The 14,465-nt window shown below is 70.2% G+C and carries 19 protein-coding genes; 14 read left to right on the top strand and 5 right to left on the bottom strand.

The features are described from left to right. Positions 1-129: 129 nt before the first annotated feature. The 4 genes from AB0J76_RS04160 to AB0J76_RS04145 all read left to right on the top strand — a co-directional run bounded on the left by AB0J76_RS04160 (position 130) and on the right by AB0J76_RS04145 (position 2,493). A complete protein-coding gene (locus AB0J76_RS04160; RefSeq protein ID WP_352323845.1) occupies positions 130-690 on the top strand; it encodes a GrpB family protein in 561 nt (186 codons plus the stop codon). A gap of 249 nt (positions 691-939) precedes the next feature. Continuing rightward, positions 940-1,062, top strand: a complete 123-nt coding sequence (locus tag AB0J76_RS04155) for a hypothetical protein (protein ID WP_352323844.1) — start codon at positions 940-942, stop codon at positions 1,060-1,062. Between the two features lie 192 nt (positions 1,063-1,254). Next, positions 1,255-1,584 (top strand): hypothetical protein, encoded by a 330-nt coding sequence (locus AB0J76_RS04150; RefSeq protein WP_352323842.1) that lies wholly within the window; start codon positions 1,255-1,257, stop codon positions 1,582-1,584. A 309-nt stretch (positions 1,585-1,893) separates the two neighbouring features. After that, positions 1,894-2,493, top strand: coding sequence for a hypothetical protein (locus tag AB0J76_RS04145; protein ID WP_352323841.1), 600 nt, complete (start codon positions 1,894-1,896; stop codon positions 2,491-2,493). Between the two features lie 61 nt (positions 2,494-2,554). On the opposite strand, the gene trpS is transcribed toward AB0J76_RS04145, so the two are convergent. After that, complete coding sequence (gene trpS, locus AB0J76_RS04140) at positions 2,555-3,535, bottom strand: tryptophan--tRNA ligase (protein WP_352323840.1); 981 nt, start codon at positions 3,533-3,535, stop codon at positions 2,555-2,557. Positions 3,536-3,797: 262 nt separating this feature from the next. Between trpS and AB0J76_RS04135 the strand changes: the two genes are divergently transcribed. The 3 genes from AB0J76_RS04135 to AB0J76_RS04125 all read left to right on the top strand — a co-directional run bounded on the left by AB0J76_RS04135 (position 3,798) and on the right by AB0J76_RS04125 (position 5,908). Further along, positions 3,798-4,292, top strand: coding sequence for a hypothetical protein (locus AB0J76_RS04135; RefSeq protein WP_352323839.1), 495 nt, complete (start codon positions 3,798-3,800; stop codon positions 4,290-4,292). Beyond that, positions 4,289-5,182, top strand: coding sequence for a permease-like cell division protein FtsX (locus tag AB0J76_RS04130; RefSeq protein WP_352323838.1), 894 nt, complete (start codon positions 4,289-4,291; stop codon positions 5,180-5,182). Before AB0J76_RS04135 ends, AB0J76_RS04130 begins: the two co-directional genes overlap by 4 nt. A 72-nt stretch (positions 5,183-5,254) precedes the next feature. Next, a complete protein-coding gene (locus tag AB0J76_RS04125; protein ID WP_352323837.1) occupies positions 5,255-5,908 on the top strand; it encodes a methyltransferase domain-containing protein in 654 nt (217 codons plus the stop codon). Here the strand turns inward: AB0J76_RS04125 and AB0J76_RS04120 are convergent. Together AB0J76_RS04120 and AB0J76_RS04115 are read right to left on the bottom strand one after the other, a co-directional pair. Next, a complete protein-coding gene (locus AB0J76_RS04120) occupies positions 5,876-6,655 on the bottom strand; it encodes an AraC family transcriptional regulator (protein WP_352323835.1) in 780 nt (259 codons plus the stop codon). The genes AB0J76_RS04125 and AB0J76_RS04120 overlap by 33 nt on opposite strands. A gap of 68 nt (positions 6,656-6,723) precedes the next feature. After that, positions 6,724-7,311: a hypothetical protein gene (locus AB0J76_RS04115; protein ID WP_352323834.1), complete on the bottom strand. Its 588-nt coding sequence runs from the start codon at positions 7,309-7,311 to the stop codon at positions 6,724-6,726. 85 nt (positions 7,312-7,396) lie between these two features. Here AB0J76_RS04115 and AB0J76_RS04110 point away from each other — a divergent pair, with 85 nt between their 5' ends. Further along, a complete protein-coding gene (locus tag AB0J76_RS04110) occupies positions 7,397-8,068 on the top strand; it encodes an HNH endonuclease family protein (RefSeq protein ID WP_352323833.1) in 672 nt (223 codons plus the stop codon). 69 nt (positions 8,069-8,137) lie between these two features. On the opposite strand, the gene AB0J76_RS04105 is transcribed toward AB0J76_RS04110, so the two are convergent. After that, positions 8,138-8,968, bottom strand: a complete 831-nt coding sequence (locus AB0J76_RS04105; protein ID WP_352323832.1) for an alpha/beta hydrolase — start codon at positions 8,966-8,968, stop codon at positions 8,138-8,140. A gap of 68 nt (positions 8,969-9,036) precedes the next feature. On the opposite strand from AB0J76_RS04105, the gene AB0J76_RS04100 reads away from it, so the two are divergent. Next, positions 9,037-9,525, top strand: a complete 489-nt coding sequence (locus AB0J76_RS04100; protein WP_352323831.1) for a MarR family transcriptional regulator — start codon at positions 9,037-9,039, stop codon at positions 9,523-9,525. After that, positions 9,522-10,052, top strand: a complete 531-nt coding sequence (locus AB0J76_RS04095; protein ID WP_352323830.1) for a flavoprotein — start codon at positions 9,522-9,524, stop codon at positions 10,050-10,052. Before AB0J76_RS04100 ends, AB0J76_RS04095 begins: the two co-directional genes overlap by 4 nt. Here AB0J76_RS04095 and AB0J76_RS04090 read toward each other — a convergent pair. Then, complete coding sequence (locus tag AB0J76_RS04090; RefSeq protein ID WP_352323829.1) at positions 10,033-11,067, bottom strand: helix-turn-helix domain-containing protein; 1,035 nt, start codon at positions 11,065-11,067, stop codon at positions 10,033-10,035. The genes AB0J76_RS04095 and AB0J76_RS04090 overlap by 20 nt on opposite strands. Before the next feature lie 130 nt (positions 11,068-11,197). Here AB0J76_RS04090 and AB0J76_RS04085 point away from each other — a divergent pair, with 130 nt between their 5' ends. From AB0J76_RS04085 to AB0J76_RS04070, 4 genes are all read left to right on the top strand, one after another. Then, on the top strand, positions 11,198-11,623 hold the full coding sequence (locus AB0J76_RS04085) for a DUF6010 family protein (RefSeq protein ID WP_352323828.1): 426 nt from the start codon (positions 11,198-11,200) through the stop codon (positions 11,621-11,623). Positions 11,624-11,659: 36 nt separating this feature from the next. Continuing rightward, positions 11,660-13,459 carry an NAD(P)/FAD-dependent oxidoreductase gene (locus AB0J76_RS04080; RefSeq protein WP_352323827.1) on the top strand — a complete coding sequence of 600 codons (1,800 nt, stop codon included), beginning with the start codon at positions 11,660-11,662 and terminating at the stop codon, positions 13,457-13,459. Positions 13,460-13,587: 128 nt separating this feature from the next. After that, positions 13,588-13,857: a hypothetical protein gene (locus tag AB0J76_RS04075; RefSeq protein WP_352323826.1), complete on the top strand. Its 270-nt coding sequence runs from the start codon at positions 13,588-13,590 to the stop codon at positions 13,855-13,857. Next, the gene (locus AB0J76_RS04070) at positions 13,850-14,464 is read left to right on the top strand and encodes a DUF6879 family protein (RefSeq protein ID WP_352323825.1); all 615 of its coding nucleotides are present in this window, start codon (positions 13,850-13,852) and stop codon (positions 14,462-14,464) included. Before AB0J76_RS04075 ends, AB0J76_RS04070 begins: the two co-directional genes overlap by 8 nt. Position 14,465 lies beyond the last annotated feature (1 nt).

The following is a 14,465-nucleotide window of genomic DNA, read 5'->3' as shown; positions in this document are numbered from 1 at the left end:
GATCCGGCGCGGCCGGTCGGCGTCCGTGCTCAGCTGATCGCCGCGTTCGGTGAGGTGAGTACGCGCTGACGGCGGCCGAACTTCCCGCGCGCCACTCACGAATCCTGGCCTGCCCACTAGGCTCCGGATGTGATCGAGGTAGTCGACTACGACCCCACCTGGCCGGATAGGTTCGAGGCGCTGCGCAGGGAGTACGCCGAGGCATTGGCAGCCGCCGAAGTCGCAGTGATTTCCATCGAACATGTCGGCAGCACGTCAGTCCCCGGGCTGGCAGCCAAGCCGATCATCGACTGCGACATCGTGGTGGCGGAGCAAGATGTCGCAGCCGCCACGGACGTCCTGATCGGCCTGGGATTCTCGCCGCGCGGCGAGCTGGGGATCCCTCAGAGATGGGCCTTCAGGGAACCCGCACGACTCGCCGGAACCCATACCTACGTCATTGTTGAGGGGTCGCTGTCCCTCCGCAATCACCTCGCGGTCAGGGACATCCTGCGAACCAACGCGAGACTTCGCGACGAGTACGCCATGGTGAAGAAGCGCCTTGCCGGCAACGCCGCCGACATCGACGACTACGGCCGAGGGAAGAACGCGACGGTGCAGGCCATCCTCGCGGCGGCCGGCCTGACTGACGCTGAACGAGCCTCGATAAACGACAACCAGGTGCCGTCCCACGACGAGATTCCGAGATGACCGTGTATGCACGGCTTCCCCTGGGCACTGCCGAGGCATTCGCCGACCGCCTCCGCTCATCTGGCTCCCCGGCAGACCACGCGTCCACGAATTAGCACAGCGCATTTGCTGCCTGTGCTGCTACGAACTCTTCTGCGATGCTTTGCCGTGTGAATGAATCGGATGATGCCACCCCCTCAAACAGACGCAGCGAGTGACGCCCTGACCGTGAGGTCCCTGGGGAACGCTGCTTTCATACTTGCAGCGGTCGTGACCGCTTTCGGGCTCATTCTCCAGCACGAGCTCTCCACCAATGCTCTCCTCGGGACGCTCATTTTCGCCGGGATCGGTGTCGGGCTCCGCATTGAAGCCGCGATTCGCCTGCGCGATTGATGGGCTGGCCCGCTCCAACTGCCCGTAGGCGTCGCATGGGGAACAGGTCACCGATAACGGTCGATCGTGGTCAGCCGGGCGTCGTAGGCCATGATGCCCCTGGTGGGTCACCAAAGAGCAGAGGGCGTTTCGATGGCTGTGTGCAGGGCGGATCCGCCTTCTCGGCGTGAGGGACGAGCGACGAGCGGGCTTTTGGGCTCCGCCCTGGTCAACCTCGCGCTCGGCGTGCCCGCGACCCTGCCGCTCGCTCTGGCGCACTGGCTGCTGACCGAGTACCTGCCGATGGACTGCGGGAGCACGGAAGACCTCGCCAAACCCGTCCTCGTCAACTGCAACTACACGACGCTCGATCACGCGAGCATCGTCATGTTCCTCCTGGCGGTTACCGGCGTCGTCATCCTGGCGTCGGTGGTGGTGGTCGACGTGATTCTCCCGGTCCGGCGCGGGCTGGGGCTTGCGGCACGGCTCGGCACGGCAGTGCTCATCCCGCTGCCGTTCGCGGTCTGCCTGGCGCTGCTCTGACGCCTGGACCAGGGGGTAGTCGGCGGAGGGGAAGGTGCTCAGCCAAGGTCAGCGGTGAGCGCGGCGAGTTCGCCGCAGGAGGGGACGCCCAGCTCCGGGTAGGCCTTGGCCAGGTGGTGATCCACCGTGCGGGGACTCAGGAAAGCTGGACGGCGATGTCCTTGTCGGACGACCTATGCGCGGCCAGTTGGACGATCTGCCGTTTCTGGCGAGGAGCATGTCCTGCCCTACTCGCATGCCGAGGCGCTACGGCTTCTTGAGGCCGATCGCGACGGGACCGTCGTCCGGACGGGTGAACACGTGGCCCAGATGTTCGTCCACGGCGGCCATGGGACGTACGAGCAGTGGTTCTTCTTCGACGATCGATGGGCCGGCGCCCACCCTGAGCTCGCCTCGTCGCTGATCTGGTTCGCCTACCACTGGGATCCGCTCTGCTCCGGTGACCACCTGTACCTCACTCCGTGCTCCGACAACCGGCTCCGGTACGTCGCCGTAGTGGGGGACGACGGCCAGACGCACGTACGAGAGGCGCAACCCCACGACGAGCCACGCGTGTGGGACCTTCGCCGCTGGTCCTACGAGAAGCGGCCGCCGGGCGAGCCGGTGGCCGGAGAAGTGCTCGGCACGGTGGAGAGAGAAGTGCTCGGCACGGTGGAGATCCAGTTGCAGCAGCCGTCACCGGACACGTGCGAGCTCACCGAGTTCACGATCACCCGCACCCGCCATGGGCAGGCGGTCAGCGGCCTGCTCGGCCGGCGCGTCCGTCAGGATCTGCAAGAGGCCGGTATCAGCCGCACCACCGGTTGGCTTCCCCGGAACGTCCTGTATCCGCATGGTCGCCGATTTCTGCGGGTGCTCGGCCGGATGCGTGAGGGCTCTGACGGGGCCCAGGTCCTGATCGGCGGGTGACGTGGGCCCGCCTCCGGTGCGGGGCCGGAGGCGGGTGTGGTGCGGGCGGGGGGAGTCGCAGTCAGGCGGGGAGCAGGCCGATGGCTGCCTTGGTCTGGCGGATCTTGGCGCCGGCCAGGTCGCGGGCTCGTTCGGCGCCGGACCGCAGAGCCTTCTGGACGTGGCCGGGGTCTTCCGACAGGTGCAGGTAGCGGTCGCGGATGGGGGTCAGAGTGGCGACCACCGCGTCGGCCACCGCCGCCTTGAGCTCGCCGTAGCGGTCGAACCGGGACGCCAGGTCCTCGGGGGCCTCGCCGGTGCAGGCGGCCAGGATGGCCAGGAGGTTCGAGACGCCGGGTTTGCGATCGGGATCGTACGCGACCGTGTTGTCCGCGTCGGTGACCGCGCGCATCACCTTGCGCCGCAGCACGTCGGGCTCGTCGAGCAGGCGCAGGGTGCCGCCCGGCGTGGCGGCCGACTTGCTCATCTTGTCGGCGGGGGAGGTCAGGTCCATGAGACGGGCGGCCACCGGCGGGTTGACCGTCGTGGGCACGGTGAAGACGGGGGCGTACCGGGTGTTGAACCGCTGGGCGACGGTTCGGGCCAGCTCGACGTGCTGGCGCTGGTCCTCGCCGACGGGGACCTCGTCGGTGTCGTACAGCAGGATGTCGGCGGCCATGAGGATCGGGTACGTCAGCAGCGACATGCGGACCTGCTGCTGGCGGCCGGACTTCTCCTTGAACTGGATCATCCGCTGGGCCTCGCCGTAGCCCGTGGTGCATTCGAGCAGGTAGTGCAGTTCGGTGTGTTCCGGGACGTGCGACTGGACGAGGAACAGGCAGGACTCGGGGTCGGTGCCGGCGGCCAGCAGCAGGGTGGCGAATTCCAGGGTGCGCCGGCGCACCTGGGTCGGGTCGTGGTCCAGGGTGAGCGCGTGCAGGTCGGAGATGAAGACGACGGTGTCCGTGGTGGTCTGACCGGCGATGATCGGGGCGATGGCGCCGAAGTAGTTGCCGAGGTGCAGGTCGCCGGACGGCGTGAAACCCGTGAGACGTCGTGGCATCGGTGGAACTCCCTCAGGTCGGGAGCCGCCCGTCGTCCTGGATCGGCCGAGGAATGAGGACACCGACGGGCCGCCCGGGACTGGGCGGCCGCTTTGTCAGGTCTGCGCGGATGAGCAGTGCCGCCCGGTCAGGGGCGCCACCAGCCGAGAAATGAGTGGATCATCCGCATGACGCATACCGTACCACCCGGTTTGCAGCGGGCGGGGCGCCGGTTGATGACTGTGGGAAACGTCTGGCGGTTGGGTGGGTTGGTCCGGGATCATGCTGCTCGTGGCGATGTTCCGGTTGTTGGCGACAGGTCTTCTTGCCGGTGCCGCGCTGTGCCTGGTCCTGTGGCCGCCGCTACGTGCGGACGATTTTCAGCATGCGCGGCTCTCGACGCTGATGGCCCTGGAGATAGGGCAGTTCGTCACCGTGCCGATCGCGCTGGTCGTGGGGCTCGTGCTCGCCGTGAAAGGGGTATGGGCGCGGACTCCTGGTTATCTGCTGGGAACGGTCACGACGCTTTTCGGGCTGCTGGTCGCCACTCAGGCATGGGCCATGGGCGAATGGGTCGAGACTGACCCGTCCGGGATAGGCGATCCGGACGGCGAAAGCGTCCTGGCGTTTTTGGGCCTCTTCTCCGGTGCGATGACGACGGTCGTCGGCCTGTGCATCTTGATGGTGCGATGGTCCGGCTACGAGTCCGCGACCGCGCCGGTACGTCAGCGACGCCCCCGCAGGGGGACTGATTCGTGGAAACAAGGAGTTCGGTGAAGCGCTGGTTCTCGCGGGTGGTGGTCGCGGCTGCCGTGGCATTGTCGGGAATGTCCGGGCAGGCCGCGTCGGCCGAAACAGGGCCCGGTCCCGCGGATGTCGCCGCCGTCGACGACGGGGAAATCGCGGTGTTCCTCTGTACGCCGTCCGCCCGCGGCTGCCACGAACGGCCCGTGACGGCGAAACAGCGGCGGGACGTCGAGGCTTTCCTGACATCCGCGCCCGGGGTGACCGAGGTGCGGTTCGTGAGCCGGGCGGCGTCCTATGCGGAGTTCCGCCGGGAGTTCGACGGCGAGACGAAGATGCTGGCCGAGGTACGGGCCAAGGACCTGCCGGAGGCGTTCTGGATACGGGTTTCCCAGACGGCCGACCGGGCTCGCATCGCGTCGGCGGCGGGTTTGCGCCCTGGCGTGGCGCGGGTCGTCGACCAGTTGGAGGTCCGTAGGGCCACCCGGTCGCGTTGGGAGGCGGAACTCTCCGTGTTCCTCTGCACGAGCGGTACCGTCATGTCCGGATGTCGGCACGGGCGGGGACCTGCGAACCGAAAGTCGGCCACCGCCAAGGAGAAGAAGGCGATCGTCGCCGTCATCGAGCGGATTCCCGGCCTCGAATCGTACGAATACGAGGACCAGCGGACGGCTTATCGCAACTTTGCCGAAGCGTACGCGGACAGGGAGGCGCTGATCGCGGCCACCAGGGTGTCGGACATGCCTGAGTCGTACCGGCTGTCGATTCGGTCGGACGTGAATCGCGGCCCCTGGCGCCGCCGGCTCGCGAGGATGCCGGGGGTCACGGAGGTGTTCGACTACGAGTGCTTCGTGCAAGAGGTACGGCTCAGGTCGGAGTACGGGCTGAAGAAGGTCGGAGCCCGAACCCGGGCATGCGAGTAGCGGCGGTCACGCAGGCGTCGTGCGAGCGTTTCGTTCAAGACCGGGATGCGGCGGGCGGCTGAGACTGCGTCCATGTCTGAACAGACCTTCACCCCCGCCCTCGGACGTCTGAAGTTCACCCGCCTGTACGACCCGGTGGTCGCGCTGACGCGGGAACGGCTGTGGCGCAGCCTGGTGGCCATGCACGTCGCCCCCAGGCCGGACGAGACGATCGTGGACGTCGGCTGCGGCACCGGTTCGCAGGCCATGCTGCTCCACCGCCTCGAACCGCGGGCCAGGATCGTCGGTGTCGACCCCGATCCGGAGACGCTGGCCCAGGCGCGGCGCAAGAGCAGGGCGAGCCGTGCGGCCCCGGAATGGCGGCTCGGCATGGGGGACGCGCTGACCGGCCTGCTGGGGCCGGGTTCGGCCGACACGGCGGTGTCGAGCCTGGTCCTGCACCAGTGTCCGCTCGCGATGAAACGCGCGATCCTCGCCTCCATGCACGCCGTGCTGCGGCCGGGCGGCAAGCTGGTGATCGCCGACTACGGTTGGCAGCGGACGGCGTCGATGCGGCTGGCGTTCCGGGTGGTGCAACTGGCCGACGGGGTGCGGGACACGCAGCCCAACGCCGACGGCGTGCTGCCGGCGCTGATGACCGACGCGGGGTTCGCGGACGTCCGCGAGGCGGAGGTCGTGCGGACGGTGACCGGCTCAATCTCCGTCTACGTGGCCGCTCGCGGCTGACCGGCACAGCAGCGGCAGCACGGTCGCCGGCGTGAGCCCCAGCATGTCGCGTAACTGCCGGTGGAAGTGGGCCTGGTCGGCGAAGCCGCCGTCGAGCGCGGCCCCGGCGATCGAACCGCCGTCGGCCAGGGCGCGGGCCGCGCGGGTGAGCCGCCGCCAGATGCGCCACCGGGCGAGCGGCATGCCGAGTTGCAGCCGGGCCAGGGCGCGAAGGCGCTGGGGGGAGAGCCCGGCCTGCGCGGCCGCGTCGGCGACCAGGAGGTTCCGCGACGTCAACGCCTCCATCGCCACCACCAGGCGCGGATCGAGCGCCCGGGACGGCCGAGGTTCCACGACCCGACGGAAGTCCTCCTCACGGAGGGCATGCAGATCGGCAGCCGCGGTGATCACCCCACCGCCGGGCGGCAGGCCGGAGCCGGTAGGGGAGCCGTCGTCGGGCGGCAGGCCGGAGCCGATGGGCGAGGTGTCGGGGATCCGGGTGCAGCGGTCGCGCAGGACGGACGCGTACGAGCACTGCGGCTCGACGAACCAGATGCGGACGTCCGGCGCCCCCGGCATGCGGTGCCGGACCATGGGCGGGATGATCAGCGCAGGCCCGCGATGACACGTCCCCCGCTCGTCGACGACCGCCACCTCGCCCTCCACGGCGGCCGTCACCTGGTAAGCGGCGTGACGATGGAGCGAGTTGTCCGCCGACGGCCCCTGGTACGACGCGTACCCCTCACCGATGAAGAACCGGCTCGCCACCCCTCACCCCCATCCCCGGACCACCGCCCATCGTGCCAGCCGGCACCCGGAAGCCGGGACGTGCGGGATCAGCTCCAGGTGGCGCGCTTGAGCACGCCGGCCAGCCCGTAGGTGTTCCAGGCGTCCACCACCAGGATCCTGGACTGCGGCAGGAACCACTCCTTCTCGTTCCACTTGCTGGTGGTGCGGCCGGTGTCGTTCGTCACGCAGCGGTTCGGCCAGGTGGTGTACTTCGCCTGGTGTCCGGCGCCCACCGGCCGCAGCCCGCGGTAGGACGCCTTCTCGCCGGGATACCAGCTCAGGTTGGAGTTGAACGGGCACGGGATCACCCCGCTGAACGGATGGAACTGCTGCTTGCCCGTGTACGTCATGGAACCGCCGCCGACCGGCACGTTCGTGTAGTCCTTCGGCCCGAAGATCCAGAAGCTCTCGCAGTCGGGCGCGAACGGCTCCGGCTTCTTGCACAACAACCCGGTCACCACCACGACGTGGTCACCCGACCGGTGCACCTTCCAGTCGGCGGGGATCCGCAGCGTCATGCCGCGGAAGGAGAGCGTCTTCCCGGCGGCGGAGGCCGACGCGAGGGACGTGGTCGCGGGCAGCACGACGGCGGAGGCGGCGGTCAGGGCGGCGAGGAGGAGAGGGAGCTTTCGCATGGTTAGGGAAGGTACGCACCCCCACTTGCGGAGGGCTGGCCATCCACTTGGAGGAGGTCCGTCCTGGGTGGGTATGGGGTAAAGCATGATCTTCCTGAGACGGGCCGTACTGATGGCCGTCCTCGCCTTCCTGGTCATCCCGATCACCGAGGTCGTGGCCGCGCCGCAGCCGGCCGCGGCGCAGTCCGGCGCACGCGCCCATGCGGGCGCGCAGGCCAGTGCGGCGCGGGCCCGCCGCATGCTGGCCCAGCTGCGGGTCGCCAGGCCCTTATCGCTGCGCGGCTACACCCATCGCCGGTTCCAGCCCAAGTGGGGACGTCACAAGGGAAGGTGTGACGTACGCGAGACCGTCCTGGCCCGGGACGGGCGGCGGGTGCGCAGGAACGCGGCCTGCCATCCGGTGAAGGGCGTCTGGTACAGCCCGTACGACGGCAGGCGGCTGAAGAGCGAGCGCCTGGTGGACGTCGACCACGTCGTCCCGCTGGCCTACGCCTGGCGCTCGGGCGCCAAGAGGTGGAGCCCGGCGCGGCGGCGGGCCTTCGCCAACGACCTCACCCGTCCCGAGCTGGTCACCGTCAGCCATTCCGCCAACATCGCCAAGGGCGGGCAGGGGCCGCAGAGCTGGCGTCCGCGCCGCCGTGCGTACTGGTGCCGCTACGCGACCTCGTGGATCACCGTCAAGCACCACTACCGGCTGTTCGTGACGCGCAGCGAGCGTGTGGCGCTGTCCAACATGCTCCGCACCTGCGGCCGCTGACCGCCCGGCGCTGACCGCCCGGCGCTGACCGCCCGGCCGCTGACCGCCCGGACGTTCACGCCCGTACGTTCACGCCTGGACGTGACGGGGAGCGAGGAGCTTCTTGAGCGCACGAGCCGTCGCGCGTGGGAAGGCCGTGTTGCCGTTGTGGCCGCCCGGCAGCGTGACCGGCTCGACGCCGAGCAGCTCGGCCAGCGCGAGCGCGCAGCGGTAGGTGTGCACCGACGGCCGGGTGGCGAGGCCGATCGCCGGGATCACCCGGGTCCCGGTGCCCGCCGTCTCGGCCGGGGCGAGGTCGTCCTCCATGACGGCCGTGAACTCCGTCCCGATGAAGAACCCGAAGTTGGCCTGCCGCCTGGCCGTGAGCGGCTGCGGGGTGAGCCCGTCCTCGGTCTCGTCGTGGGCCGGGTCGATGCCGAGGTGCCGGGTGATCGCGGGGAAGGCCGCGGCCAGCCCGCCGTCCGCGTACGCCCGCTGGATGGCCGCCAGCTCGGCCACGTGCTCGGCGCGGCCGGCGGCGGGCAGCAGGTTCGGCAGCACGGGCTCGTGCGCGATCAGCGTGCGCAGCACGCCGGGGTGGCGGGCCGCGACCCGCAGGCCGATCGCGCCTCCCATGCTGAACCCGGCCATCAGGGCGGGCCCGTCGGCGACCTCGGCGAGCAGCCGCGCGACGTCGTCGGCGTGGTCGGCCATGGTGACGGGCGGCGCGGCGGGGTCGAGGGTGCTGCGCGACAGGCCGCGCCGGTCGTAGGTGATGACGGTGAAGGTGTCCGCCAGGAGCGGCACGAGGTCGGCGGTGCGATCGGCGTCGCCCTCGCCGCTCTGCGACAACAGCAGGACCGGGCCGCTGCCCTCGACCTGGAAGTGGAGGGTGGCGCCGGGGACGGGAAGGGCGGTCATGCGGGTCTCCTCCGCTAGGGAAAAAAAGCATCTAAATCGATGCATCGATCTAGATGTATCATGACTTCATGAACGGAGTCGAACTGTTCCTGCTCGGCCGCACCCTCATGAAGATCGGCGAGCAGGCGATGCCCCAGCCGAAGGGCGACGGCCCGCGGGGCTCGGTCCGCACGGTGCTCGTCGTCCTCGGCGACGTGGTCGCCCACTCCGGCACGACGGTCAGCGAGATCGCGGCCCGGACCGGCCTGCCGCAGAGCCAGGTGTCCACGGCCGTCGCCCGGCTGGAGTCCACGGGGTCGATCGAGGGCGTGCCCGATCCGGCCGACCGGCGGCGGCGGCTCATCCGTCCCGCGGCGACGCCCTCCGCCCGGGTCGCCGAGGTCAGGGCCGCCACGATCGACGACGCCCTCGCCGCCGCCCTGCCCGATCCGGGCCCCGAGGCGGTCGGCGAGGTCACCGCCGCCCTGGAGGTGCTGGCCCGCCACCTCACGCCGGAGGTCGCCGCCCGCGTACGCGATGCCGAGGGGGCGGCGGGCGTCCTACGATCTCAACCGTGAAGACACCGGCACGCAGTCTCCATGTCATCGTGTGCGCGGCGGGCCCGGCCGGCGACGTGGCCAGGCTCGTCGTCCCGGCTCAAGAAGAGGGCTGGGACGTCCAGATCGTCGCCACACCCTCGGCGCTCGGCTTCGTCGACGTGCCGGAGCTGGAGCGCCTGACCGGGCGCCCGGTCCGCAGCCGCTACCGCAGGCCGGACGAGCCCAGGCCGCCGAGGGCCGACGCCATCATCGTCGCCCCGGCCACGTACAACACGATCAACAAGTTCGCCATGGGCGTCGCCGACACCTACGCGCTCGGGCTGCTGGCCGAGGCTCCGGGGCTCGGCATCCCCGTGGTCGTCCTGCCGTTCGTCAACCGCGCGCTCGCCGCCCGCGCGCCCTTCCGGCGCAGCGTCGAGGAGCTGCGGTCGGAGGGGGTGCGCGTCCTGATCGGGCCGGGGCAGTTCGAGCCGCACGCCCCGAGCGCGGGCGACGGCAACGACACCTACGTCTGGGAGAGCGCCCTCACGGCGCTGCGTCCGTGACGAGAGCCTCGTGCGTGACGAGAGCCTCGTCTGTGACGAGAGCCTCGTGCGTGACGAGAGCCGCGTCCGTGACGAGAGGCCGGAAAGAGGCGCGGTAGGACTGCGGCGGCACGCCGACCACCCGCTTGAACCGCTCGCGGAGGGCGACCGCCGAGCCGAACCCGGCCTGCGTGGCGATCCGCTCCACGCCGTGGTCGGTGGTCTCCAGGAGGAGCTGCGCCCGCCGCACCCGGGCGCGCAGCAGCCACTGCAGCGGCGTGGTGCCGGTCTGCTCGCGGAACCGGCGGCCGAACGTGCGCTCGCTCATCCCGCTCTGCGCGGCCATCGCGGCCAGGGTCACCTTGCCGTCGAGGTTGTCCTCGATCCACGCCAGCACCGGCTCCAGCAACGAGCCCTGGGGCACCGGCGGCCGGGTGTGCGCCATGAACTGGGCCTGGCCGCCCTCCCGCTCCAGGGGCGTCACCGACAGGCGGGCCGAGTCCGCGGCGACCGCCGAGCCGAAGTCGCGCCGGACGAGGTGCAGGCACAGATCGAGCCCGGCGGCGGCGCCGGCCGAGGTCAGGATCTGGCCGTTGTCGACGTAGAGCACGTCGGGCCGCACGTCGACGTCGGGGAAGAGCTCGGCCAGCCGGTCGGCGGCCATCCAGTGGGTGGTCGCGCCCAGCCCGTCGAGCAGCCCGGCCGCGGCCAGGGTGAAGGCCCCCGCGCAGATGGAGGCGATGCGGGTGCCGGCGGCGGCCGCGTCGCGTAGCGCCGCGAGCACCTCGGGGCCCGGCGGGGCGGCCTGCTCCGAGCAGCCGGGCACCATGATCGTGTCGGCCGTGCGCAGCGCCTCCAGGCCGTGGGGCGCGACGATCGTGAAGGCGTCGGCGGCCACCTGCGGCGTCGCCGCGCACACCTGGACCCGGTACGGGCGGCTCCCGTCGGCCAGCCGGGCGCGGCCGAACACCTCGACCGGGATCGCCAGGTCGGCCGCCACCACGTGATCGAGGGCCAGGACCGCCACAGTGTGCATGCGGCCACGCTAGGCCAGGCGGCGGGCGGTTGGCGGGAACTCGTCGGAGTTTGTCGAGCCACCCTCTGGGAGGGTCCGGACGGCCCGCCTAGCCTGGCTGCGTTCCCCCGAATCCAGCAGGAAGTGCCCCATGTCCATCCTCATGCCGATCCTGATCGGCCTGGTCGCCGTCTCCCTCGTCTCCCTGATCCCCGAGCCGCACGGCCGCCGCGCCAACGCCGTGCTGGTGGCCGGCGCGGGCGCCGCGTACCTCAGCGGCGGCGGGCTCGGCTACTGGGAGTTCCTGCTGCCCGTCGTGATGACCTACGTCGCCTACCGCGGGCTGGAGAGCTGGACGTTCATCGGCATCGGCTGGCTGCTGCACACCGCCTGGGACGTGCTGCACCACCTCCAGGGTAGCCCGCTGCTGCCCTTCGCCGCGGACTCCTCCTTCGGCTGCGCCATCTGCGATCCGGTGATCGCGTTGTGGTGCTTCGCGGGCGGTCCGCCGGTCCTCGGCCGGCTGCGGGCCCGCTTCACCCGGCCGCGGGCCTTGTCGAACGAGATTCGCGAATGACATTCTGGAATTCGGAACCTCGTCCCCGGAGGACGTATGGACAAAGAAGCCCTCCGCCGCAAATACCTCGAAGAGCGCGACAAGCGGCTCCGCCCGGACGGCAACGACCAGTACGTCCGCCTCACCGGCCGCTTCGCCCACTACCTCGACGACCCGTACACGCCGAGGACCGAGCGCGAACCGAAGACCGACCACGTGACGGTGGCCGTCGTCGGCGGCGGGTTCGCCGGGCTCGTCACCGGCGCCCGGCTCAGGGAGGCGGGGGTCGGCGACGTGCGGATCGTCGAGAAGGGCGGCGACTTCGGCGGCACCTGGTACTGGAACCGCTACCCGGGAGCCCAGTGCGACACCGCGTCGTTCGTGTACATGCCGCTCCTGGAGGAGACCGGCCACATGCCGACGGAGAAGTACGCGCACGCCCCCGAGATCCTCGAACACTGCCGCCGCATCGGCAAGCACTACGGCCTGTACGACGACGCGCTCTTCCACACCGAGGTCCAGGACCTGGAGTGGGACGCCTCCCGGTCGCGCTGGACCGTGCGCACGAACCGCGGCGACGCCTTCACCGCCCGGTTCGTGGTCATGGGCATCGGTCCGCTGCACGTGCCCAAACTCCCCGGCATCCCGGGCATCGACCACTTCCGGGGGCATTCGTTCCACACCAGCCGCTGGGACTACGACTACACCGGCGGCGACCCCACCGGCGCGCCCATGGACCGGCTGGCGGACAAGCGCGTCGCCGTCATCGGCACGGGCGCGACGGCCGTGCAGTGCGTGCCGCACCTGGCCCGCGCCTGCGCCGAGCTGTACGTGTTCCAGCGCACCCCCTCCTCGGTGGACGTACGCGACAACCGGCCCACCGACCCCGCCTGGTTCGCCGGGATCGCCACCCCGGGCTGGCAGCAGCGCTGGCTGGAGAACTTCACCGGCAACCAGACCGGCGGCCTGGTCGACGAGGACCTGGTGATGGACGGCTGGACCGACATCGCCCGCCGCGTCCGCGCCCGCATCGCGGCCCTGCCGCCCGAGGACCTGACCCCGGAGAAGATGGCGCAGGCGTACGAGGACTCCGACTTCGAGAAGATGGAGGAGATCCGGGCCCGCGTCGACGCGATCGTCGCCGACCCGCGGACCGCCGCGAAGCTCAAGGCCTGGTACCGCCAGCTCTGCAAGCGTCCCTGCTTCCACGACGAGTACCTGCAGTCCTTCAACGTGCCGGGCACCCACCTGGTGGACACCGACGGCAAGGGCGTCGAGCGCGTCACCCGGCGCGGGGTGGTGGCCGGGGGCGTCGAGTACGAGGTCGACTGCGTCATCTACGCCTCGGGCTTCGAGGTGACCACCGACTACACCCGGCGCGCCGGCTACGAGCTGACCGGCCGCGACGGCCTGCGGCTCACCGACCGCTGGGCGGACGGCATGCGCACCCTGCACGGCATCCACGTGCACGGCTTCCCGAACGCCTTCGTCGTCCAGCCCACGCAGGGCGCGAACCTCATCTCCAACATCCCGCACAACCTCACCGAGGCCGGCCGGACCATCGCCACGATCGTCAGCCACGCGCTCGGCCAGGGCTTCGACGAGGTCGAGGCGACCCGGGAGGCCGAGGACGCCTGGATCGAGCTGCTGCTGTCGGGCCCGGGAAGCATCCTGGGCGCCTCCGCCGACTGCACACCCGGCTACTACAACAACGAGGGCCAGGACGCCGGCATGAAAGGCCGGCTGAACATCGGCCATCCCCAGGGGGCGATGGCGTACTTCGCCTACATCGACGGCTGGCGCACGTCGGGAACGTTCGAGGGGCTGGAGTTCCGCAAGCACGCAGCGGGAGAATGATCCGGCGCTCCCCGCCGGAACATTACTGCCGCCGCAGTGAATTCACTCTTCCGTGACGGGGACATTGTCGGTCATGGCATTCGATGTCACACTCATGCGTAACGCCACCAGGGAAAAGGGGTTTTGCCGTGGCGCGTCCATGGGAAGCTGACGCATCGGCCGAACTGCGACGACGCCTGGGGAGGTCGGCCCTTGAGCTGGGCGATACCACGGCAAGCCCCTCATGTCCCGATATCTGGGAGCTATCCAACGGCGATATCGCGGTGATAGGACGCGACCTCACGGAGAGTTATCGTGGCCGCCTGCCCGAGGGGGTTAGTATTGCCCGAGACGAACGCCTGGTCGTCATTCCCCGCAAGATGCTCGTAGCCGCCAAGCCGGATATCCCTGATGCTTAGAAACGTCGCTGCGGCGCAGTCCCAGCAGCTCACTCCAGATGAGTATTTCTCCGACTTCTGGCCATACTTCCGCGAGCTCGAACGTGTCTTCTGGAAACTGGAGACCCGCCAGAGCTACCGCGAGCCGGACGAGCCGAGCTGGCTGGCCCTCGACGCCGGCGACTGGGGAGAGGCGATCCGGCTCATCGACGAGCGTCGCCACGAGATCCAGCGGCCGCTGCGCGAGGCGGGGAAGTTCGCGATGCGGCGCGTGCGGCTGGTCGAGCGGCCCTTCAGCCGTTACCTGCAGTGGGAGCTCTACTACATCCGCCTGCGGGCGCTGGCCGGTGAGCACATCCGCGTGCTCGAAGCCGACCGCCTGCCCGCTCTCGGCTTCCCCGGGCCGCTGCCCGAGCTGGTCGTCCTCGACTCGACCGTCATGTACGAGGTGCTCTACAACGAGGACGGCACACTGACCGGAGCGCGCAAGATCCTCGACCGGCCGTTGATCGAGAGCTGCGGAGACGAGCTGGAAAAGCTTTTCGGTCAGGGAGTGGAGCTCATCCCGTACATGACCGCCGAACGCGACGTCCTCCCCCCGCCCCTGCGCCACTCCGCCACGTTCTAGC

It is taken from the genome of Nonomuraea sp. NPDC049624, from assembly GCF_040675255.1.
Classification (GTDB): Bacteria; Actinomycetota; Actinomycetes; order Streptosporangiales; family Streptosporangiaceae; genus Nonomuraea.
This window is presented reverse-complemented; position numbering and strand designations above follow the sequence as displayed.